At 43.5% G+C, this 23,387-nt stretch carries 20 protein-coding genes; 5 read left to right on the top strand and 15 right to left on the bottom strand.

Annotated elements, in window-relative coordinates:
• Positions 1 to 15 precede the first annotated feature (15 nt).
• The gene (locus CVD19_RS21645; RefSeq protein ID WP_101585261.1) at positions 16 to 1,185 is read right to left on the bottom strand and encodes an MFS transporter; all 1,170 of its coding nucleotides are present in this window, start codon (positions 1,183 to 1,185) and stop codon (positions 16 to 18) included.
• Between the two features lie 102 nt (positions 1,186 to 1,287).
• On the opposite strand from CVD19_RS21645, the gene CVD19_RS21650 reads away from it, so the two are divergent.
• Positions 1,288 to 2,196 (top strand): LysR family transcriptional regulator, encoded by a 909-nt coding sequence (locus CVD19_RS21650; protein ID WP_101585262.1) that lies wholly within the window; start codon positions 1,288 to 1,290, stop codon positions 2,194 to 2,196.
• Between the two features lie 139 nt (positions 2,197 to 2,335).
• Here CVD19_RS21650 and CVD19_RS21655 read toward each other — a convergent pair whose 3' ends face one another.
• Positions 2,336 to 3,595, bottom strand: coding sequence for an ATP-binding protein (locus tag CVD19_RS21655; protein ID WP_101585263.1), 1,260 nt, complete (start codon positions 3,593 to 3,595; stop codon positions 2,336 to 2,338).
• 543 nt (positions 3,596 to 4,138) lie between these two features.
• Between CVD19_RS21655 and CVD19_RS21660 the strand changes: the two genes are divergently transcribed.
• Positions 4,139 to 5,542 (top strand): VWA domain-containing protein, encoded by a 1,404-nt coding sequence (locus tag CVD19_RS21660; RefSeq protein ID WP_101585264.1) that lies wholly within the window; start codon positions 4,139 to 4,141, stop codon positions 5,540 to 5,542.
• A gap of 114 nt (positions 5,543 to 5,656) precedes the next feature.
• Here CVD19_RS21660 and CVD19_RS21665 read toward each other — a convergent pair whose 3' ends face one another.
• The 10 genes from CVD19_RS21665 to CVD19_RS21710 all read right to left on the bottom strand — a co-directional run bounded on the left by CVD19_RS21665 (position 5,657) and on the right by CVD19_RS21710 (position 16,194).
• Positions 5,657 to 7,210 (bottom strand): class I adenylate-forming enzyme family protein, encoded by a 1,554-nt coding sequence (locus CVD19_RS21665; protein WP_101585265.1) that lies wholly within the window; start codon positions 7,208 to 7,210, stop codon positions 5,657 to 5,659.
• A 70-nt stretch (positions 7,211 to 7,280) separates the two neighbouring features.
• Positions 7,281 to 8,816 carry an acyl-CoA carboxylase subunit beta gene (locus tag CVD19_RS21670; RefSeq protein WP_101585266.1) on the bottom strand — a complete coding sequence of 512 codons (1,536 nt, stop codon included), beginning with the start codon at positions 8,814 to 8,816 and terminating at the stop codon, positions 7,281 to 7,283.
• A gap of 280 nt (positions 8,817 to 9,096) precedes the next feature.
• Positions 9,097 to 9,531, bottom strand: coding sequence for a MaoC/PaaZ C-terminal domain-containing protein (locus CVD19_RS21675; protein ID WP_101585267.1), 435 nt, complete (start codon positions 9,529 to 9,531; stop codon positions 9,097 to 9,099).
• Positions 9,521 to 11,071 carry an acyl-CoA synthetase gene (locus CVD19_RS21680; protein WP_219620113.1) on the bottom strand — a complete coding sequence of 517 codons (1,551 nt, stop codon included), beginning with the start codon at positions 11,069 to 11,071 and terminating at the stop codon, positions 9,521 to 9,523. Before CVD19_RS21680 ends, CVD19_RS21675 begins: the two co-directional genes overlap by 11 nt.
• A 70-nt stretch (positions 11,072 to 11,141) precedes the next feature.
• Positions 11,142 to 12,293: an acyl-CoA dehydrogenase family protein gene (locus tag CVD19_RS21685; RefSeq protein ID WP_101585269.1), complete on the bottom strand. Its 1,152-nt coding sequence runs from the start codon at positions 12,291 to 12,293 to the stop codon at positions 11,142 to 11,144.
• A gap of 16 nt (positions 12,294 to 12,309) precedes the next feature.
• A complete protein-coding gene (locus CVD19_RS21690; protein WP_101585270.1) occupies positions 12,310 to 13,467 on the bottom strand; it encodes an acyl-CoA dehydrogenase family protein in 1,158 nt (385 codons plus the stop codon).
• A gap of 2 nt (positions 13,468 to 13,469) precedes the next feature.
• On the bottom strand, positions 13,470 to 13,790 hold the full coding sequence (locus tag CVD19_RS21695; RefSeq protein WP_257985238.1) for an AtuA-related protein: 321 nt from the start codon (positions 13,788 to 13,790) through the stop codon (positions 13,470 to 13,472).
• Positions 13,780 to 15,171, bottom strand: a complete 1,392-nt coding sequence (locus CVD19_RS21700) for an acyclic terpene utilization AtuA family protein (RefSeq protein WP_257985236.1) — start codon at positions 15,169 to 15,171, stop codon at positions 13,780 to 13,782. Before CVD19_RS21700 ends, CVD19_RS21695 begins: the two co-directional genes overlap by 11 nt.
• Before the next feature lie 11 nt (positions 15,172 to 15,182).
• Entirely contained in the window at positions 15,183 to 15,401 is a 219-nt protein-coding gene (locus CVD19_RS21705; protein WP_101585272.1) for an acetyl-CoA carboxylase biotin carboxyl carrier protein subunit, read from the bottom strand.
• Positions 15,402 to 15,408: 7 nt separating this feature from the next.
• Positions 15,409 to 16,194, bottom strand: coding sequence for an enoyl-CoA hydratase/isomerase family protein (locus CVD19_RS21710; protein ID WP_101585273.1), 786 nt, complete (start codon positions 16,192 to 16,194; stop codon positions 15,409 to 15,411).
• Positions 16,195 to 16,434: 240 nt separating this feature from the next.
• Between CVD19_RS21710 and CVD19_RS21715 the strand changes: the two genes are divergently transcribed.
• The gene (locus CVD19_RS21715; RefSeq protein ID WP_101585274.1) at positions 16,435 to 18,540 is read left to right on the top strand and encodes a sigma-54-dependent Fis family transcriptional regulator; all 2,106 of its coding nucleotides are present in this window, start codon (positions 16,435 to 16,437) and stop codon (positions 18,538 to 18,540) included.
• A 93-nt stretch (positions 18,541 to 18,633) separates the two neighbouring features.
• Here CVD19_RS21715 and CVD19_RS21720 read toward each other — a convergent pair whose 3' ends face one another.
• The gene (locus tag CVD19_RS21720; protein WP_101585275.1) at positions 18,634 to 19,791 is read right to left on the bottom strand and encodes an ABC transporter permease; all 1,158 of its coding nucleotides are present in this window, start codon (positions 19,789 to 19,791) and stop codon (positions 18,634 to 18,636) included.
• Positions 19,781 to 20,533: an ABC transporter ATP-binding protein gene (locus CVD19_RS21725; RefSeq protein ID WP_101585276.1), complete on the bottom strand. Its 753-nt coding sequence runs from the start codon at positions 20,531 to 20,533 to the stop codon at positions 19,781 to 19,783. The genes CVD19_RS21720 and CVD19_RS21725 overlap by 11 nt, the downstream gene beginning before the upstream one ends.
• Before the next feature lie 189 nt (positions 20,534 to 20,722).
• Between CVD19_RS21725 and CVD19_RS21730 the strand changes: the two genes are divergently transcribed.
• Positions 20,723 to 21,421, top strand: coding sequence for a LytR/AlgR family response regulator transcription factor (locus CVD19_RS21730; RefSeq protein WP_101585277.1), 699 nt, complete (start codon positions 20,723 to 20,725; stop codon positions 21,419 to 21,421).
• A 13-nt stretch (positions 21,422 to 21,434) separates the two neighbouring features.
• The gene (locus CVD19_RS21735) at positions 21,435 to 22,415 is read left to right on the top strand and encodes a sensor histidine kinase (protein ID WP_257985237.1); all 981 of its coding nucleotides are present in this window, start codon (positions 21,435 to 21,437) and stop codon (positions 22,413 to 22,415) included.
• 236 nt (positions 22,416 to 22,651) lie between these two features.
• Here the strand turns inward: CVD19_RS21735 and CVD19_RS21740 are convergent, their stop codons facing one another.
• Positions 22,652 to 22,882, bottom strand: coding sequence for a hypothetical protein (locus CVD19_RS21740; RefSeq protein WP_101585278.1), 231 nt, complete (start codon positions 22,880 to 22,882; stop codon positions 22,652 to 22,654).
• Positions 22,883 to 23,387: the final 505 nt, after the last annotated feature.

Below are 23,387 nucleotides of genomic sequence, written 5' to 3' on the forward strand. Positions count from 1 at the left end.
AGAATCGAATGACTTTTATGAGACTTTAAGAATATCTGATGATTTTTGAAGGTTCCTCGCTAAACAGTACCGATGGTAAACCAACAGTGCAGCAGCAAATAATACAAATACCATCCAGCCGATGCTGTTGCCGTCTGGAAACACATGGCCAAACAATAGTCCGCCAATCATGCCCCCAGTAGGCCTTCCTATTGCGTCCGCAAGATTTTTAAACGCAAAATAGCTGGCTGCATTCTTTTCACCTGATACATTGGTGATCAACAGGTCGGTTGTTGGAAGAATAAACATTTCCCCCACCGCCATCAGGATGACTGCTAAATGGATGCCAATCCACCCAGGAAACATCGCAATCACAAGAAAAGTCAATACAAAAAATATAACCCCAGTTGCATACGAATGCATGAGTCCTTTCCGGGCTATTATAAATTTGCTGACAGGGTATTGAAAGAGAATTCCTATTACGCCATTTAATAAAAAGATGCTTTCGATGTGCTCGGTAATATAGTTCAGTTGGTTCGGAATCGAGACAAAAAGCTGTGCATAAAGCACCCAAAAGCCGAATAAAAAAAACAGGATCAGCAAAAACGGTCGATTTCCTAAAACTTGTGCGTATAAGGGTGTTTTGTTCTGTTCAGCCTGTATATAGTTATCTTTAAGGACGAGCAGACTAGCTGAAGCAATCAGATACAAGCATCCTGCTATAAAGAAAGACAATGAGAGGTCGCCCCAAAACATGATCCAAGCAGCGATAATTGGGCCGACCAAAGTTCCAGAGTTATTGGCGATAGATCGCAAAGAGGAAACTTGCAGACGATGTTTCAATGGCACACTAAACATGATCAATGCATTCAGTGCCGGGCTCGACATCCCACCTCCCAGTCCGGACAGGAAAGAAAAGATAATAAGCATCGGGAATTGATCAATTGAAGCAATACACAATAACCCCCCGCCCCTCAAAGCCTCACCAGTGATCGCCATGCTTTTATGTCCACAGCGATCTGCGAGGGGTGCAAAAACCAGCCCGCCTCCTTTATGAGCCAACACAAATAATCCCACCAATAAAGCACCTTTACTAATACCAAATCCTCTCTCGTCCGCAAAAGCGGTAAACAACGGAATCGCAAGAAAATAACCAGTGGCCATGAGGAACACAGAAAATCCAATCAAATAAACTTTTTTAGTCATAAAAGCACCTCCTTGCAATCTAGTCTAGTAGAAGGCATTATAATAAGTGAACATAATTAATTTTATTAAATAATAAAAAAATATTATGGAGTGAGGGTGATTATGGATATTTCTGTTTATGAGGTTTTTCTGGCGGTTTCACAAACCCAAAGTATTACAAGGGCGGCTGAACGACTTTACATGACCCAGCCAGCTGCCTGGATGAAGATTGCTGCGCTGGAAAAAAATCTTGGAATCAACCTTTTCAGAAGAGAAGGAAAACGCTTAGTGCTTACCCCCGCCGGTAAAGTATTGCATGAATATGCATCACGAATCGTTGCCTTGCACCATGAGGGAATTCGTTCGGCAAAAAAGGAAGATGCTTTGGACAGCCAGTTCCTAAGGATTGGCGCATCAGTCAACATTGCAGCCAGTCTTCTCCCTGAAACAATCAAACAACAGAAACGGGCATACCCAAAAGCTCATTACCTAATAAAGACGGGTCATTCATTCCAGATAGAGCAGATGATTAACGAACAAATTATCGACCTGGCTTTCCAGCGTTACTCGCTATCGCTGCCGGGCTGGCAATCCGAAAAAGTTTCCTCTGATCCCGTCATTCTCACTGCATCACCTACCCATCATTTGATAGAGGAAAAAAATATTACGCTGGAACAAATTACACATTATCCCGTCATTGTTTATGATCCTAATTCAGAATTATGGAACAAGGTATCATCTGTGTTTAATGATAACGGGCTGACTTTTGAAACGTTCATACAGACTGATTCATCCGAGTCTGTTAAAAGAATGATGATGGACGGGTTGGGAATCAGTTTTCTTACCTGGAGCTCTGTCAGGAGGGACATTCTTGAAAAGAAGATAGTAACGGCAAAAGTCGATGGAAGACCTGCTTTGTTCGAGCGGCCCCTATTTTTAATCACAAGAAATCGTGAACATAGGCCACTCGCACTTGACTTCATCACTCGCGTAAAAGAGGAGTTGTGCAGATGGAACAATGCATTCGGGTGAAATGTTGTGAAGTAGATGTAAATAATGTTGACAAGTACATACGGACATGAAGCAGCCGTGCATTAAAAAGGTTTGTAATTGATTTGTTAAGATATACTCAAAAAAGGATGTTAATAATTAGGAAGAGGGAGTTTGATTTTCACGAGAAATGGACAGGCAGTCTTATGGAGAAACAAGTCCCTTTGCCTGGTTTGCTATCTACACTAATATTTCCACCCATGCCTTTTATAATACTGAAAGTGACCATCATTCCCAGTCCGGTCCCTTTATCTTTTGTTGTAAAATACGGCTCACCTAGGCGGTTTATTTGTTCTGGCGTCATGCCAATTCCCTGATCCTGTATATCAATTTGTATCGTTTCATTTCTACAGGTTTGATAAATATGTAATTCCCCACTATTTTGCATGGATTCAATCCCGTTTTTGAATAGATTGATCAAACATTGCTGAAATTTTTTCCCTTCACCGCTGACAAAATAATGCTCATTATCCAATAAACATGTTTTGACTTGCACCCCATTCATATTAGCCAATGGAACGATGACGTTGACCGCACGCTGGATTTCCTCGGACACACGCAATAATTCATTCGTTGCAGATAATGGTTTTGCAAAAGTTAAGTAATCATTTATGACTTCTGTCGCACGGTCCAACTCCTGCAACGCAATATCTACATACTGTTTTCTTGTCTGTTCGGATTTTTCTTCAGATAACATCTGGATAAATCCTCTGCTCACTGTCAGCGGATTTCGCACCTCATGAGAAATGCTTGCGGCCAGATGACTGACCACTTCTAATTTCTCGGCTTTTACTAGCTGTTGTAAAACATCGAAATTTGTCCTGATCACTTCCCAAAATAGTGTGGCAATCAGCATGCCAATGACATTTATCACAATATAGGGCATCCACAACCTGATCCCCAGCGTGTTTTCCAGCATATATTCCGATATAAATAAGGCTGCCAGCAATGTTAGTAATGTCACCGAGCAGCTTACCAGTACTTTATATTTTATAGTCATTTTCAAATAGTATTTTGATATGAAAACGACTAATGCCGTTACTAAAGTGAAGGAAATCAGAGTTAAATAAAAGCCCGCACCACCTATGAAATAGCGGATAACGATAATCAAGAACAATAAAAGAAATCCTAATTTATACCCACCATATAAGCCGCCTAAAATTAAAGGAATCCTGCGGAAATCCCAACTGAACCCTTCTCCTACCACAACGGGAAACAGCATGCATAAGAGAATAGATGCCGCAGGATAAACACCAAATAACCAGCTTTTTAATTTTTCAGAACGATATGTATACTTTATTAGATAAAATATTTGCAGAAAAAATAACGGAAGGAGTATAAAGAAAAAATTGATAATTAAATCTTTGGTTATGAAGTCCATCCAATCACCGAACTTTCAATAATATAGTGAAAATTCTAAATGTTATCCTATTAACATCATAACATTACATAGGTCTTTCAGACTAGGTATTCCTATAATAATTAAAAGCGTGACACCATCCCGCCTGTCCAAAATCACATGAACACTCCTTCATCCTTATTAAAGCAGATTATATTGTCAGGCTTATTTACTTCTCCAAAACTATGCCTATTAATATATAAGTATTTGTTATCAGCATACTACTTATTTACAACAAATTACACTCAAGAAAAAAAGAAGTCAGAACTCGGATAATACATCAACAAAAAAAGTTTTCTTAATAACTGGAAATCTGGCTGGAAAATCGTAACCTCCATTCCGACTGCTTGCCATGTCATTTTTAGTAAATACTCTTGGCTTCCTTGCTTTAAAATTTATTGATTTTCAGTTTCCAGTTCTGTTCAGGGAACTTTATCCTTGTAAAGAAAAAAATGCATTTGGGGCAGGATTCTTAATAGAATTCTAGAATCCTTAATATGGATTCTAAAAACGAGGAGGATTTCCATGAAATCATTGATTCGAGGTGAAAAGGTTAAACTTTCTGATTACATACCCTCTAGCCAATTGCAGGTTGAGGTCTACGTCCAATCTAATTTGGAAATGGACATTACTTGTTTTGGGTTGGACGGAGATAAAAAGCTGTCTGACGACAGGTATATGATTTTTTATAACCAGACTCAATCCCCTGTTAATGAGATTCGACTCCTGTCTCACAGCAGTGGTTCAGGAACTTTTTCGATTGATTTATCCAGGCTGCCAGCTTCGGTCCAAAATCTGGTGTTTACCGCCACTATTGATGGCAATGGAACCATGTCAATGATTTCAGCAGGTTCCATTGTAGTAAAAGCGAATGGACAGCCTGTTCTGCAATATCAATTTAATGGAACTGATTTCAAAAATGAAAAGGCGATTATTATAACCGAGGTCTACTTTAAGTCAGTGTGGAGGGCTGCCTCAGTAGGACAAGGATTTGATGGTGGCCTTGCAGCATTGTTGAAGCATTTTGGCGGAGAAATTGCAGAAGAAGAACCGACCCAGCCAGTATCCCAGCCTGTACCTCCTGCTCCAGCAATTCGACAGTCTGCTGTAGCGAACGCTGAGCCAGTAAACGAAAAGAAAGTCCTGCTCGAAAAGAAAATGGCTACACAGGCACCAAAGATTTTAGACTTATCCAAAAAAGCAAAGGTATCTTTGGAAAAAGTTGGCCTACAGAGCCACCAGGCGAAAGTCGCCTTATGTTTGGATATATCGGGTTCCATGTTCAACTTGTATAAATCCGGCAAGATTCAGGAATTTGCAGAGCGTATTTTAGCCCTGGGCACTCGATTTGATGACGATGGCTCAATCGACATATTCCTGTTTGGACAAAATGCCCATAATGTCGGCGAGCTTTCGATCGATAACTTCAATGGATTCGTAAATAATATCATTAGAAAGCATCCACTCGAAGGTGGAACCTATTACGGAAAAGTGATTAAAGAAATTCGCCAGCATTATTTCGGTACAGCGGCTAAACGGCAAAAACCACTTTCCCGTGATATTCCTATTTATGTAATGTTTGTGACCGATGGAGCCACTTTTGATGAGAACGTGACAGTTTCTCATATTCAAAACTCTTCTTATGAACCGATATTCTGGCAGTTCATGGCCATTGGAAAATCAAATAAAGACGTAAAAAGACGTAAGGGAAAGTTCCGTTCCCTTTTCCAATCGGATTTTAGCTTTTTGGAGCAACTTGACAACATGTCGGGCAGATATGTGGATAATGCGGACTTCTTCAGCGTCGAGGATCCCATCGCCATTTCGGATTCTGAATTGTACGATTTGCTGATGGAAGAATATCCTGATTGGGTAAAACAAGCTACCGCAAAGAGTCTGATTCAAAAAGCTGCCAGCAGGATCGGTTAAGCGCCAGAAACTCTGATATTCAGAATATTGACTGCCGTTTTGGCGTCACCTGCTAAAAATAATAAAAGAGTGCAGCGGGTCCTGACATCCACTGCACTCCTTCCTTTCGATTGTCTATTCTTTTACCAAATATAAACCGCTGTATTTCTCCCTGATGACATGCTTTTGTATTTTCCCGGTTGTCGTCATCGGCAGCTGCTCCATGAAGACGACTTCCTTTGGCACCTGGAAGCTGCCAAGGTGCTCCTTGCAGTAAGTGATGATTTCTTCTTTTGTGACATCCATTTCAGGCTTTGGAACAACAAATGCAGTGACCGCTTCAGTCCAGCGTTCGTGCGGAAGGCCAACGACTACCGCATTAGCCACTTTTTCATGTGATAACAGGGTTTGTTCTACAAGGATAGAAGCGACATTTTCACCGCCTGTTTTAATCATGTCCTTCTTTCGGTCAACAAACACCAGAAGACCGTCCTCATCCCAGTGTCCAAGGTCCCCTGTATGGTGCCATCCAAATTGTCGGCTTCTCTCTGTTTCTTCATCATTGTTCAAGTAACCGCTCATAACATTCGGCCCGCGGTGGACAATCTCTCCGACCATTCCCGGACCCAATAAATTGCCCTCTACATCCATGACAGCTGTGTCATTGATCAATGATGGGACGCCCCAATAAGGGCCCTTCTTGCTCAGCTGGTATTCCGGCTTAAAAACAAGTGTCGCAGGATACATTTCGGTCTGGCCTGTTCCAAGCGCAAACTCTGCTCCGAATTCCTCAATTCCTCTTTCCAATGTTTTGCTGTCCATAGGGGCCATGGCATACAGGCAGTATCTTAATGAGCTGGTGTCAAATTGCTTTAATTTTGGATGAAAGAGGATCGCCCTATACATGATTGGGAGTGCGAACATCCAGGTGACTTTTTCTGATTCGATCGTTTTTAACAATGATTCAGGTTCAAAAGCCGGGATGATGACAAGAGTGGCTCCAAGGTGAAAGAAAGAGGTGACTAACGTATGCTGGGCACAATGAAAGATTGGCATGATGGCGGTGGCAACATCTTCTTTTCTCATATTTGCTTCGATTACGTTTGCAAGGCTGGCAATAAAGACAGATAAGTGAGAAACAATAACCCCTTTTGGTGTCCCGGTTGTTCCACTTGTAAACATAATTTGGGCGATGTCACGGTCTCCAACTTCTACTTCCGGCTCGCGGGTGTCCCCCATTTTTAGCGCAAATTCAAATTGTTCTGCCTCCACAGCTGTCTGGCCAATAACCAGCAGCTCAGGGCACATTGTTGATAATTCCTCTTTTTTATCCTGAACGAAAAGCTGGTCACATATCAGCATCCTCGCCCTTACCTCGGATAAAATATAGGCCTTCTCGTTAAAAGAGACACCAGGATTAATAGGAACCCAGACCAACCCAGCCTTGGCGATGCCAAATATCGCTGTGACAAATTGCCATGAATTCGCACAAATTGTCGCGACTGTTTCTCCTTTTTGAAAGCCAAGACCTATCAAGTAATTCGCAAAACGATTGCTTTCCTCATTTAATTCTCGGTAAGTCAGCCTTTTATCCCTGTCTACCAGAGCCGTTTTTTCCGGTAATCTCGATGCCGTCCTGCGAATGATATCCCCAATTGCCACCCGATTGATCATTGTCACCGGTTCCATCCATTTTTCCTCCTCAAAAAATCAGATTTTATTTAATACTAAGATGCCAGTATTTCACGACAAATCTTCGTTAACTCAGGATCGTGCCATGCTTTTTCGACGGCAGCGGAAGTTCCTTCATCTCAAATGCGTCATAGCGGCTGATCAGCTCTTTGCGCAGCTCGCTGGGAACGATTAAATCATCTACCACCAGGTCCCCTGCCAGCTTATAAATATCATAGCCAGCCTTGTATTCATCCCTTAATTTCTTCACGAGCTCAACCTTTTCCCTCGGATCCTGCACGCTCTGGATTTTGTTATAATACACAGCATTGATGGCAGCCTCTGGCCCCATGATGGCAATTTCAGCTGAGGGAAGCGCGATGGTCGTGTCCGGTTCATACGCAGGTCCTGCCATCGCATAAATTCCGGCACCATATGCTTTTCGGACAATGACACACATTTTTGGTACATTTGCTGTGGAACTGGCAAAAATAAAATTCCGTCCTCTTCTTAAGATGCCTTCCTGTTCCACTTTGGTCCCAACCATGAATCCAGGTGTATCACACAGGAACAGGAGAGGGATGTTGTACGCATCACAAGTCCAGACAAAATTTGCCCCCTTATCGGCAGATTCAGGAAAAATGGCCCCTCCTTTTACGGATGGCTGGTTCGCTACAATTCCGACCGTCCTTCCATCTAATCTTGCAAAACCTGTGACGAGCTCCCTAGCATAATCCTTTTTCACCTCAAGAAAGCTTTCCGCATCCACAATACAATCAATCAATTTACGGACATCATATGGCTGGTTGGGCTCGAGCGGAATGATGCTGTCTATTTCAGCAGGATTTGACGCCGGCTCCTTTGCTAGCATTCTAGCCGGTTTTTTTTCATAATTATCGGGAAGGTAGGATAATAGTTTCTTTGCCAGGTCGGCTGCCTCCTGTTCCGTTAGTACGACAAAGTCAACCGAACCGCTTTTCTCGGCATGCATTTTCGCACCGCCAAGATCTTGAATTTCCACCTTTTGCCCAGTGGCCATTTGTACCATCCTGGGTGAGGCGATTGCCATGCCTGCAACTTTGTCCATCATGATCACAAAATCGCAGAAAACTGGCATATATGCTGTTCCGGCAAAGCATGGGCCATAGAGGAGCCCAATCTGCGGTACCCGTCCCGACATGATGCTGTGATTGTAAAATATTTTTCCGCCCGAATATTTCTCGACATGGTAGCCGCCGGATTCATCAATTCTCCCTCCAGAGGAATCAATCAAATAAAGAATCGGCCTTTTACCCCTTATTGCTGCTTCCTGTGAACGCAAAATCTTTTCCCCGTGCTTTCTTCCAATCGAACCGGCCTTGACCGTAAAATCACTGGCTGTAAAATAAACAAGCCGGCCATCGATTTTTCCCGCACCCGACACCACTCCGTCGGCGGGCAGTTTTTCGTTTAATGCGTTTGCAAACAGACCGGTTTCATAGGAGAGTTCTTCCCCGTCAAAAAACAGCTTCAGACGGTCCCGCACGAACATTTTCCCTGTTTCCTGAAGTTTTTCATGGTTGTGTTTCGGGCCGCCCTGCTTGATACGCTCTGCCTCCTGCATTACTTTTTGCTCACGGTTCATGTGGTATCTATCCCTTCCATAAAGCTCATGAATAGTTCAGAAACTATTTGTTCTTTGAGTAAAATAGGTGAATTATTACAATGATTGGAAAATCAGCATTTCTCTAAATCATTTAAGCGAATTATGCAATCAATTAAGCGATAGATGCCCGGAATAAAGCGAAACTTTCGATTTTTAGGCGAAAGTGATAGACAATTAAGCGAAAATTTCATTATATAAGCGGAACGAATTTCCGTACAATTTGCCATATTAATTACGCCGAATCCCGCTACCAAAAATGCTAGCTTTGTTTATTTAGGAGAATCTTAATCGTGGCGATAATCGCTGTTTCCCCTGTGTGTTTCTTAACTGCCTGGGTGGCAGTCACTACTCCAGTGCCATTTCCCTTATCTTCTAAATCCTCAATCTTTAATTCCACCTGAATCGTGTCATTGATAAATACGGGATTGATGAATCGCAATTGGTCAATACCATAAAAAGCGACGACCCTTCCAGGCTCGAGCAGGATCAGACCGGAAGCGGCGGAAAGTACAAGCATTCCATGGGCTATGCGCTGTTTAAATGGTGTGTTGGCCGCATATTCCTTATCTGTATGAAGCGGGTAAAAATCACCGCTTATTCCGGAAAAATTTACGATATCCGATTCAGTGATGGTCCTCCCTTTCGATTCCCAAGCCTCACCTTTTTCATATTCCTCAAAATATTTATTGAACATTAGGCTGTATCCCCTTTCCTTCCCTCTGTTTGTTCCTTAATACCGTCTTTAATATCTTCCCAGTGGCATTCCTCGGCAGGCTTTCGATTATCTCCAGATGCTTTGGAACCTTGAACCTGGCTAATTTCCCTTCACAGAATAATTTTACATCCTCAAGTGTGAGTGATTTTTCAGGATCCAATAAAGCAATATACGCTTTGACAGATTCTCCCCATTTTTCGTCCGGAACCCCTACAACAGCCACTTCTTTGACATTTGGGATTCGATAAAGGACCTGCTCCACTTCAATGGGATAAATATTTTCCCCGCCGCTGATAATCATGTCTTTTTTCCGGTCTACAATGTACAGGAATCCCTCCTCGTCCTTTTTAGCCAAATCACCTGTGTAAAACCAGGTACTTTTGATGGCTTTCCTTGTTTCTTCCGGATTGTTCCAATATCCGACAAAAACATTTGGCCCTTTGACAAGAAGCTCGCCAACTTCTCCTGCAGGGACTTCCATGTCCTGCGGCCCGACTATTCTCACCTCTGTATGGATTGGTGTACGTCCGACAGACCCTTTCTTACGGATGGTTTCTCCTTCGTCGAGGATGCTGACGAACGGAGCTGTTTCTGTAAGGCCGAACCCTTCGAAAAACGGGACTCCCCGCTTCTGGAAGAACTCAATTACAGTAAGAGGGCATGGTGCACCGCCGGAAATGTTAAGTTTGAGTGATGATATATCATATTCGCTGAAATCTGGATACTGCATAATGGCAAGCCACATCGCAGGAACGAGGAACAAAGTTGTGACTTTCTCTTTCTCGATTAGCTCAAGAACTATTTTGGGGTCAAATTTGTCGCATAAAATAACCGTTCCGCCTAGGTATAGGGACGGAGTTGTGAAGATGTTCATTCCGCCAATGTGAAAAAGCGGCGCTACCGTTAAGGTGATATCTTTTGCGTGAAACGGAAGGGCATTGTTTGCGTTAATCGCGTTCCAAAGAGTGTTTCCGTGGGTGATCATCGCTCCTTTTGGCTTACCGGTTGTCCCTGATGTGTACATCAGCATATGGACATCATCTAAAGACACGTCATAAGCAGGCTCATCCGCCGGGAACCTTGCAATTAAAGATTCGTAGAGTTCAAAATCAGCCTCTGGAGTGGCACCGACTTGTACATAATGCTGAATCCTCGAAACTCTCTCCTGCAGCCCGGAGGCAACAGATTTAAGTCGCTCGTCAAAAAGAAAAGCGGTTCCACCAGAATCATTTACGATATATTCCAATTCCTCAAAGCCGAGCCTTGTGTTGATCGGAACAAAAATGGCCCGGATCTTTGCACAGGCAAACATCGACTCCATTAATTCATTTGTATTCAAAAGCAATGCGTTCACCCGGTCACCTTGACCGATCCCAAGCGAACTAAGAGCATTTGCAAGTCGGTTGACCCGGTTGTTCAGCTGCCTGTAGGTTAAGCGGACATCATTATAGACCAATGCCGTTTTATTCTTAAATCGGTGGCTGTGGGTGTTGAGCCATGAGCCTATTCCCTTTTTCAACTGACTACCTCCTTTAATCATTTTCGACAGCCGTGTCTAGAAATCTGTCATAAGCAGGCATGCTGGCTTATTACTCTGAAATCCCGAGCCGTTTCACCAAAATCTCGTTCATGATTTGTGTCGTGCCGCCCCCAATGGATTGGATCCTTGCGTCCCGCCAGTAGCGCTGCACTGGATACTGCATCATGTATCCGTTGCCTCCGTGAATTTGCAAAGCCTGATCGCAAACCCGGCTGACCATTTCCCCGGCATATGCTTTTGCCATTGTTGCTTCAGTGGAGATGTCGTTCCCACGGTCATACAGATAAACCGCCCGATAAGTTATGTTTCTTGCTTTCTCAATGTCTATGGCCATGTCAACGAGCTTGTGGCGCAGCACTTGGAACTGGATGATCGGGCCGCCGAACTGGCTTCGCTCTTTGCTATAGCGGATTGCATCTTCCAGTGCTTTTTCCGCGAGGGCAATGCTAGAAAGTGCCATTATGAGCCGTTCCCACTGGAAATTGGCCATAATATATTGAAAGCCTTCATTCTCTTTTCCTATCAGGTTTTCTGCCGGGATTTTCATATTTTCAAAGTAGATTTCAGCTGTATCGGACGCACGCCACCCAAGTTTTTTCAGCTCTTTTCCTACTAAAAACCCAGGCCAGCCTGTTTCAACGATAAACAGGCTGATGTCTCTATGCCGGGGGCCGTTGCCTGTTTTCGCCGCCACCACCACAAAATCAGCATTCACGCCATTTGTGATGAATGTTTTTGAACCATTCAGAATATAATGGTCGCCTTCCTTCCTGGCTGTTGTCGTAATGGAAGAAACATCACTTCCTGCATTGGGCTCGGTAATACCGAGAGCTGCAATCATTTTGCCCTGTATGGCTGGTGCGAGGTATTTTTGCTTCTGTTCGTGACTGCCAAACCGCCACACTGGGGTTGCAGCAATCCCAATATGCGCACCAATAGCTGCACCTACTCCGCCTGAACCACATCTGCCAAGCTCCTCAAGAAAAACCGACTCGGTGATTAGGTCGAGGCCGCCTCCCCCATATTCTTCAGGAAACTTGATCCCTAGGTATCCCAGTTCCCCAAGCCTCTCATACAAACTTCGTGGAACGTCGCCCTCTTCCTCCCAGGCCTGAATGTATGGGCTGATCTCTTTATCAACCAACTTCCGCACGGCCTTCTGAAACATTTTATGCTCCTCCTGAAAAATCCAATGTGCCATGTGAACACCCCCTCCCTTAGACAGTTTCAAGTCCCATCTGCTTTGAAATGATTTCCTTCATGATTTCGTCCGTTCCCGCCCCGATCCGGTAAAGCCGTGTGTCTCTCCAAATGCGCTGGATCGGATTTTCCATCATATAGCCGCTGCCCGCAAAAACTTGCAGGGCCCGGTCTGCGACCCAATGGGCCATCCTTGCTGCGGCCAGCTTGACCATGGATATTTCTTTGCTCGGCACCTCGCCCTGCGAAAATCGGTAGGCTGTAGCATAGGTCATTTCCTTGCACAATTCAATTTCTGTTTTCATTTCTGCAAGCAGATGGGATATGACTTGAAATCCAGCAATCGGTGTCCCGAATTGATTGCGGGTTTTTGCATATTGGAGCGCATGTTCATAAGCACATTCTGCAATGCCGATGGAGCCTGCAGCAGAAATCATCCGCTCACCCTGCAGCTCCCACATGATTTGCGCAAACCCCTGTCCTTCCTTTCCTAGCAGATTGTCATATGGCACCGTGACATTGTCAAATATGATTTCCGCAGTATCAGAGGATCTCATCCCAACCTTGTCTAATTTTCGGCTGATCGAAACGCCGGGCCGGTCAAGCTCTACAAGAATCAGGCTGATGCCTTTATGGCCAGGTTTTTCATTTGTCCTTGCCACGAGGGTGATAAAATCCGCCCTTGGCCCATTTGTAATGAATGTCTTTGAACCGTTGATCACCCATTCATTTCCTTCCAGGCGCGCCCTTGTCTCAATCGACGCAACGTCAGAGCCATGATTGGGTTCCGATATTCCTATCGCTGCAAGTTTCTCCCCTTTTAACGCCGGCTTCAAAAACCGTTCAATCTGCTCATCATTGCCAAATTCCATGATTGGCGGGGTTGCCATGTCTGTCTGGACGGCGACTGCCATCGGGAAGCCTCCACAGCCACATTTGGCCATTTCCTCGGCGAACACAATTCCGGCAAAATAGTCCCATCCTTGTCCCCCGGCGTTTTCCGGATACCGTAAACCCAGAAAACCAAGATCTCCCATCCTTCTGAATATCTCCAACGGAAATTCGCCTTTTTCCTCCCAATCATCTACATACGGTGTTACTTCTTTTTCAACAAATTTTCGGACGGTTTTTCTTAGCTGTTCATGCTCCTCTGTAAAATAAGGTTCATAAGCCACGTTCATCGCCTCTTTTCTGGTATTTCAATCTCGTAGCGCAATAGGCTGGATCCAAAGCATTTACCGAGGTTGTCGATCCTTAGAGATGAGGAACCTCCCCCGTCAAGGGCCTCCCGGCAAAAAAAATTCAAGGCATGTATATTCGGAAGTTCATATCTTTTAACATCACCCAAGACTAGACCTTGAAAAAATCCCTTCACATTTTCGGCAGTTAACTGCTCAACAAGGTAAGGGTAAAGCGATTCATCATTTGCAAACACACCAATATTCACGGAATTGCCTTTGTCCCCGGACCGGGCATGGGCAATTTCCCTAAGCTTCACTTTTGGCAATGGAATCGACCTCCTTTACAGAAACCTGAATCCTGCTCTCAACAAGGTCCCTTGGCACAAGTGCCGACCACATTCCTAAAAGCTGTCTTGTCGGGATGTTTCCGATATAAGTCATTGTCGGCGGGCCATTCAACGCCAGTGGGGGAAACAGCCGGCGGAATGACTCTACCGTTCTTCTGTCTTCCGTTTTTATGGCCATTCGCAGGAAAATCTCATTGATCTCTTCGTCCGGTTCTTTTGAAAGAGGACCGTGGAGCGAGTTGTAACCCAGGAAATCTGTCCGAAGTTCTGAAAACCTGATCCGTTTTTGTTCCAGCTGATTGCGGATAATCCGGTCTGTTTCCCTGGCTTTTTTCAGTGCATCCGGCCAGGAATACCCGATCAGTACCTGGCCCATATAGCCATCTTCATATCCCATCACCACCTTCAATTCCGACGGCATTGGCCTTCCTTTTACGCCAGACACTCTGACTTTATTCCGACCTGCTTCTGAGAGCTCAGCCCCGGTGATATCGACAATTACATCAGGTGTAATATAGGAAGCAGGATCATGAATTTCATAAAGCATCTGTTCTTTTACCGTGTCCGTTGTGACAATCCCGCCGCATTCTTCCACTTTCTCAATCGTAAACTCGCCATTTGAAAGTATTTCGGCGATCGGATAGCCCATTTTTTCAAACCCATCGATTTCCTGCCAATTCCCGCTAAAATTCCCGCCGGTAGACTGTGCCGAACATTCAAGGAGGTGACCCATGAATACTCCGCTTGCGAGCCGGTCCCAGTCCTCCTCGTGCCAATCAAACTCATAAATGAGCGGAGCCAGGAATTGCGCCGTATCCGTCGTTCGGCCGCAAATGACTATATCGGCCCCCTGCTTTAACGCTTCAACAAGCGGACGGGCACCAATATATGCATTGGCAAAAACCAATTTTTTACGAATCTCCTCACCGAAACGCCGCCCTGTTTCCAAGTCCCGAAAATCTGCACCTTTCTCCAGAAAATTATCAAGGACAGGGTGAATGTTGTCACCAGTAACAACCGCAACCCTAAGGCCTCTAATACCGAGCTCGTTCGCGATCTGCAGGACAATGTCCCTGCCCCCCTCAGGATTTATTCCTCCAGCGTTGGTCAGCAACTTGATCCCTTTATCTTTAACGAATGGTAATAGCGCTTTCATAAAAGGCCCGATGTCCTTCGTAAAACCGGCAGTCAGGTCCTTTTGCCTGTCCTTGGCGAGAATAGCCATGGTAAGCTCTGCGAGGCAGTCGAATGACAGATAATCCACATTTCCATATTTGGCGTTTGCGAGCGCACCTTCAACTGAATCACCGTAAAAACCCTGAGCCGCACCAATCCGAACCTTTTTCACCATAATTCCTCCCTTTACTTTTCCAGGTCGGCCACCGGGTCGTTTTCCTGAAGAAAGTCACCCTCGTTCACATGAATTTTCATCACCGTTCCTGCCGACTCCGCAACAACCGGGATTTCCATTTTCATAGATTCGAGAATGACAAGCACCTCATCAGCTGCAACCTGCTGTCCTTCTTCCACCAGGACTTTCCAGACTGTTCCGCTCATTGGGGATAATATTTTCATTAACATTCCCTCCTTATCTTCCCTTCCAGACCGGCTCGCGTTTTTCCAGAAAAGCCGATGCTCCCTCTTTCAGGTCTTCACTCTGGAAAGATACAATTCTCATAGTCGATAAAAAGTCAAACGACTTCATCAGCTCAACCTGCTCTGTTGAACGGTATGCTTCCAGGCTTAGTCTCACCGCCAGAGGACTGAAGGACGCAATTGTCTCAGCTATCTTCCAAGTTTCTTCCTTTAATTGCTCATGCGGCACTACGTAGTGGACCAGACCCATCTCTTTTGCTTCCTGGGCCGTTAATATTCTTGCTGTCAGCATCAAATCCAGCAGCTTCCGGTCTCCTACAGCACGGCGGACCCATGGCATAATGACATATGGGACGATGCCGAGCCGCAGTTCAGTTAAGCCCAGTTTCGCTTTATCCGATGCAATGGCAATATGGCTCATCGCGGCAAGCCCTGTTCCGCCGCCAAGTGCAGGTCCGTTCACCGATGCGATAATTGGCGTTTTAACCTGTGCTCCCAGCTTGAACAATTCAGTGCTCTCAAGCCCTTCCTTATATAATTGGGGCACGGGCTTGTCAAAGTTTTTCTTGAATTCGGAAAGGTCGCCTCCAGCTGAAAATACGCTTCCATTTCCTGTTAAAATTATTGCGTGAGTATTTTGATCTTCGTCTGCTTCCCGGATGGCCCTTACCAGTTCCGGTACAAGCTTTTCCGTTAAGGGGTTTCTCATTTCAGGCAAATTCATGGTGATGACCGCGATTTTCTCAATATTTTCGTATGTAATGCATTTAAAACCCATTGTCTCCTTTCCTGCCTCCTTTCGTAATACATTCAACTATTTCTGTTGCAAATTTTATGCCAACCGTTGCTTCTGCAGTCTGGCTTAAGGAATGTTAAGAATAGTGTTCTTTTTCCTGGACAATTGTTTATAAATGAATACAACTGTACTTAATTGTCCAACAAAAGAGATTGTTTCCAGTCTTTTATTTTGTATAATTATGAATATACAGAAAATTACGCCATGTAGGAGGAGACAAAAATGAAAATAAGGAACATAATGACCACAAATTTTATTAAACTCTCCCCTGAATCCACTATAAAAGAGGCATTGGAATACTTTTTAAAGAGAAAACATGATATTGCCTGCGTTTTTGCCGGCCCTGTATTTATTGGCATCATTACAAAGCACTCGATATACCGTCTCCTCCTTGAAACCACCAGTATCGAATCTTCTATTGATCGTGCAATCAAAAAAGAAGTTGTCAGTTTTGACATTAACGAAAGCGTTTACAAAGCTAAAGACATTTTAGTGGAACATCAAATCGCCCATTCGATTATCACTGACGGTCCGGGTAATGTGGCTGGAATTCTGTCGCGTTCAGATATTGTTACCGGCCTGCTTGCAGAGACCGATCATCTTTCCAAAAGGCTGCACATATTAATGAAAAATTTAAGTTCTGGCGTCATCGCCCTCGATCTAAACAAAAGAGTGATGTCAATGAATGAATCATCGCTGCATTTGATTGGAGAAAAACATCTACACCATGTTACAGGCACCCCCATTTCCTATTTACTTCCGGAACTACAATTTTTTATCGATAAAGCGATTGCGGAACAAGCCCCCATCGAAATGCAGCGAATCATGCTCGCTGAAAAAACTATCATCTGTTCGGTGATGCCAATCAAGGAATGGCAGCAAATCACCGGGGTTCTCATTGTGTTGGAGAATATAACGAAGATTGAAAGGATTTCAAGCGAACTCGAATCAACGAAAAAAATAGAACGTGTCCTGGACAGCGCCCTGGAGCTTGCTTACGACGGCGTGATATTGACCGATTCCAAGGCAAAAATAACAAAAGTGAATCAAGGGTTCCTGAATTTATATGGATTCACCTCAGACGCAGAAGTCATCGGAAAACCCCTTTCTCTCATTGCTCCTGAAATATCTGCTGCCAGCCAGGACCAAACTGAGGATTCTGGTGGAGTCTATGTAAAAATCCGGCGCCATAAGGCGATTGTGATGAAAAAAGGAATAAATCAAGATGGCAGGCATATCGGGTTAATAATAAAAGTTATTTTTCAGCAGCTGGAGGTTTGGAAGGATATATTTTCCCATATGGACAGACTTGAACATGAAGTGTCCTATTACCGGGAGGAGTTGAACAGGCTTTCAAATAAAAATGAGTCGTTTTCTCAGCTTGTTGGAAAAAGTGTAATAATGGAGAAATTAAAAGACGATGCTTATATTGCGAGCAAAGGATTCTCTAATATATTTATTTCTGGGGAAAGTGGTACGGGAAAAGAGCTGCTTGCCCATGGAATCCATCACGCTTCAGGACGGACAGGAAACTTCATCAAAGTGAACTGCGCTGCAATTCCAGAGAACCTGCTGGAATCCGAATTTTTTGGATATGAGGACGGTGCCTTTACCGGGGCAAAAAAAGGCGGAAAACCAGGAAAATTTGAGCTTGCGGATGGTGGCACCCTCTTTCTGGATGAAATTGGCGAAATGCCCTTGCCTTTACAGGCAAAGTTATTGCGGGTCTTGCAGGAAAAAGAGTTTGAAAGAGTAGGCGGGATTAAAACTTTTAAAACGGATGTGCGAATCCTTGCTGCAACCAATCAAAACCTGCGGGATCTGCTTGTAAGAGGACAATTCAGGGAAGACCTCTATTACAGGCTCAACGTCATCCACCTTGAACTTCCGCCCTTAAGAAAACGGACGGAAGATATTTCTGATCTTTGCCGCCATTTTATCAAGAAATTTCAAAGCTACAGCCCTAAAGGGATCATCGGAGTAACCACCAGGGCCATTGATAAGCTCCAGCGGTATGACTGGCCCGGCAATGTGAGGGAACTTGAGAACGTCCTCGAAAGGGCGTACCACTTTTGCAATGAAAACTGGATCGATGAATATCCCATTCTTTTAGAAAGGCCTGGGGAATTAAGGGCTGCAGGACAAACATCGAACTCGAATACCTATAGTTATAAAAAACAGCTTCAGGAAAGTGAGAAGGCAACTATAACGAAAGCCCTGTCAACCGCAAATGGCAATAAAACAAAGGCAGCCGCCCTACTAGGAGTGAGCCGCTCCAATCTATACCAGAAAATGAAAAAGTATAATATACGTGCAAGTTTCACCTGACATCCGCCACTTCTCTATTCGCAAAAAAGTCCGCTATTGGCGGACTTTCTCAATTAAAACTAATTTTTCTACAAAATACATGTGATATATTATTTAGTTCATAACCCACTTATCCTTTAAGAATAAGATCCGTCCGATAATGAAGGCTGCAATCATGACGATCAGGTTGCTGGCGACAGTGACAAGAATATGCTCGTATGTGACAATGCCGAACAGCAATTCTTTAAATATGCTGAAAATGTTCACAATAGGAATGGCAAAATGCTTAAAGGCCAGTTCATTCACTCCAATGCTTGAAATGATCATGGCTGGGAACATCGCCAGCATTAAGACCGGGGTGCTGTAGCTTTGTGCTTCCTTCACCGTTTTTCCGATAATGCTTGTGACCATAAGCAGTGACGCGTTGAACATCGCATATACAAACGAAATCAATACGGCAAGTCCTATGACCAGGTAGGCGTTCTCACCAAACGAGACGGCTTTCTTCAAATTTTCGGTCAATAAGTTGATTTCAAGTGCCACAACGATTAAGGTGACCAACCCGGTAATGGATCCCACTGAAGTAATGGCCAGCCATTTTGCTGCCAGCAGGGTTGACCGGCTAACAGGTGTCATTAACAGAGCTTCCATTGTCTTCTTTTCTTTTTCTCCCGCAAACAAATCTGCAGCCGCAGGGTTGGCACCTACTCCGATAGCTAAAGCAAGCATCATTGGAATGATCATCGCTAGTAAATTGATGCCAGGATCTTCATCTGAAATTTCTCTCTGTTCAATTGTAAACGGCTGGATCAGCTTTGGATCAGTCCCTTGTGCCTGCAGCCGATCAGTTATTATCCCTTTTTCGTACGCAGCAAGCGCATTGGTGACCATGTTCGTCAGATTGCTGGAATTCTGGCTGAATGAATTGCCGATAATCGTTACGGCAGATGCCTCACCTTCCTGAATTTTGCTGACAAAGCCGGGCTCTGTCAGAAGTGCAGCTTGTGCATTGCCTTCCTCCACCGTTTTTTGCGGGTCAGAAGATTTAACGAGATCAATATTCTCATATATTTCAAAGATCTTTGCTTCCTGGGCACTGAATGATTTGTTTACAGCTAGTCTGAACGTCTCCCCTTCACCATCGGATATTAGTTTTTCATAGAAAAATGTCAACCCGGTCATCATGACAATCGGCAGAAGTACGGTCAGCAATAAAGTCCGGCGGTCCCGGAAACAGTCTTTCATTTCTTTTAGATAGATTTTAAGAAGCATGGTGCTCATTCCCCCTTACAAGCTTGCTCATGAAAATGTAGTTCAAGTCACGGCTGCCCTCTGATTTGTACAGTGCTTCGAGATTTCCCTGATAAACTAGTTCTCCTTTATGCATCATGATTACAGTGTCACACAACATGGACACTTCTTCCATAATATGGCTTGAAAAAATGATCGTCTTGCCGTCGTGCTTCAGCTGATGGACGAACTGGCGAAACACGTTTGAGGCCGTGATGTCCAGTCCCGTCGTTGGCTCGTCGAAGAGAATGATATCTGGATTGTGGATAAGGGTTCTGGCAATCGCCACCTTCTGGCGCATCCCTTTGGAGAAGCCCCCTACTTTACGGTCAAGATAATCTCTCATGCCAAACATCTTGGCCAATTCGTCAATCCGTACTTTCGATTCATGATTGCTTAGTCCGTATAACTGTGCAAAATATTCAAGATTTTCCCTAGCTGACAAACGGTCATACAAGCCTGTTTCCCCTCCGAAAAGCACGCCGATTCTTTTCTTGATTTCATTTGGATTTTTTACTGTGTCATGCCCGGCAACCTTCACATGCCCATCTGTCGGGTTCAGGAGGGTGGCTATCGTCCGGAGCAGAGTTGTCTTCCCAGCGCCATTTTCACCGAGCAGACCAGCCACCTGTCCTTGTTTTACTGAAAAAGCAACATGCTTCAACGCTGTAACGAACGTTTTTTTATCCTGGAATTTCTTCGTTACCTCATGAATTTCAATCATTTTCTTTGCACCTCGTTTGTTTGATTCTTGTTTTAATGATACAAACAATTGCTAAGGGAATCAGCTGTTATGTCACGAAAATGCCTTTTATTGTCGCGAAAATGTCATATTTCAATAAATAAATGGTAAAATGAACTGGAAACTAGAAAAATAATCCTGGTAATACATCCTGTTGTGAGGCGTAAATTTATGAAGATTGGTCTGGTAGATGACCGTTTTATTGATTTGGACAAAATGAATGGCATCGTTGCGAATATTCCAAATATCGAAATCGTATTTTCTACTTTATCTGCTGAAGAAGCGTATGAACATATAAAGAAAGACTCGATAGATTTACTGATTGCGGACATTGAGATGCCTAATTTGTCAGGTTATGAGCTCGCGGATATCATTCATTCTTATGCACTGAATATTTCTGTTATATTTGTCACGGGCAACAGCGGCTATGCGGTACATGCATTTGAGCTGAATGTTCATGATTATATTATGAAGCCCTATCCAAAAGAACGTTTGGTAAAATCGATTGAGCGGCTGATGGAGAAGACAAAAGCAACCGAGATGGTCGGAAGGCTTTTTTTGAAACAGAAGAACGATATACATATTATTCAGAAGAAGGACATCATTTTTATTGAAAGGTCGGGAAGGTCAACAACGATATATACGAAATCAGGCCCTATTAAAACCTACCAGACTCTAAATGAATTAGAAGGTGAATTGAGAGAAAGAGATTTTCTTCGTGCCCATCGGTCTTTCATTATTAACATTCACTATGTAAAAAACTTCTCGCTCTACGCGAAAAATTCCTATATTGTCAACTTCGAAGGAATAGAAGAACAGGCAATGATCACTAAAGAAAAAGTAGATTTTTTACAGCATAATTACTATTAAGGGCGGGAAATCATTGAAACCGGCACAAATGTATTGGGGATTTATAGCAGTCTTGGGGGCGATTCACCTGCAAGCCCTTCTTTTAAATCTCCCTTGGAAAATTCCAGTTTATTTTACTTTTTTACTAGCAATCTTTATCGTCGCGTACTTCTATAAAAAACACCTCTTACGAATATCGGTTTTAGGTTGGTGCGGGAATGGCTTGCTTTTTTCGTTGCAGCTGCTGCTGCTTCTGATTTACACAGCAGTCAAGCCCTCCTGGATTTATATAGTGCCGTTTCTGCTCTTCTTCGGGATTGAGGTAGTGCGGTTAATCGGTGCTGCGAAGCTTGCTACCCTTGAACAGGACCTTAAACAGTTTGAAGAAGAACGCGCACACTTGAACGAAACATTCCGTGTAGTCCGCAGCGAGCGGCATGATTTCCTGAAGCATGTTGTAGCTGTGCACTTTATGCTTGAAAACGGAAAATATGGTGAAGCAAAAGGTTATTTGGACGATTTAGTAGGCGGATACGAAGAGACAAATCTGTCTATTAAGGGCGAGCACGGTGTAGTTGCGGGAATTCTCCACCAAATGTACCGGCGCGCCCAAACTGCGGGGATTTCGATTGTCTATGACCTGGACCTGCCCCTATCAACAATGCCGCTCTCGGACAAAAATTTGGTTAAACTACTTGGCAATCTTTTATCCAACAGCATCGATGCATGTGAAGCTTGGCAGAAGGAGCACAACGATCAGGCACAGCTCTCGCTCCAATTTTATAAGCGAAGCGGGCTTTACCTGTTGATTTGCAAAAACAACAGTCTGCCTATACCTATTGACATACTGGATGAATTGTTTCGTACATATGGAAAAACGACCAAGTCCGGCCTCCATAAAGGACTCGGAACTAAAATCATACAGGACATCGTTTCAGGCCACCACGGCTTTCTTGACTTTACCTACAAAGAACAAGAATTCATAGTAAAAATTAAGATTCCAGCCATTGGATGAGAAATCCCGATCCGAATCGGATAATACAAAAAGGCTATCAGAAATTGATAGCCTTTTTGGTGGCGGAAACCCGATTTCAAGCGGCCCTGCCCGAAGCTACAGCAAGGAGGCTTAATAGTTAGTATTTATAATCATTGTTCGCCAGAGCATTATGACTTGCAATTGTCACTTGATCCGATTTGATACCCAATAAACATTCAATGATTTCCGTCGCTATGTATCTCCTCACCGAACGATCACGTGGAAGCTACTTCAGTCAGGTTGGCGAAAGCAACTAAAAGATTATGTAAACATTGTACCCTCATATTTTCATCATACAAAAAAGCATTTTCAATCTCTTGTTCCAATAATGAAATGATCCTAGTAGCTGCATCTCCCATTATTGCACCACGGATTCCATTGTCACTAAAATGAGCTGATATTTCTCTTTCGTAATATTCGACAGAACCAAATAATACAGTCGACATGATTGTCACCCCCAGCAATTCTTGTATATTCCAAAATTACTCTTGAGCACGCAAAAATTTCTCGCCGATATACGGCAGCAATCATGATGATACGTCTTAATAAATGGAATTTCAACATAATATTCTTTATTTAATCGAAACGTCAATTTAGTTATATAACCCACTTGATTTTTAACAGTAATGAAATATTCGACGTGGACTATCAAATCCAGACTGTACTGCTAAAATTTATCCAAATTTTGCGCCGGTCCTGGCAGGAAATTCTTATCATAAATACGGCTGCCAGTTTGGCAGCTGCATATTATATTAATATACTTCTCTCTCTGCCAATCGCTTTGTATATAGATTAACCGATATTGGCAGTTTCATATCCCCTGCCATCCATTTTTATTTTTAACCTCACTAAAATAATGAGTTTGAAAAAAAGTATGTCAGATTATACGAGACTGCTGAAAATATAAGCCTTTAAATTTACTGCAATGAAATTAAAAAGATTAGGGGATGA

Origin of the sequence: Bacillus sp. T33-2, assembly GCF_002860205.1 — a bacterium.
In the GTDB taxonomy this organism is placed as follows: Bacteria; Bacillota; Bacilli; order Bacillales; family Cytobacillaceae; genus T33-2.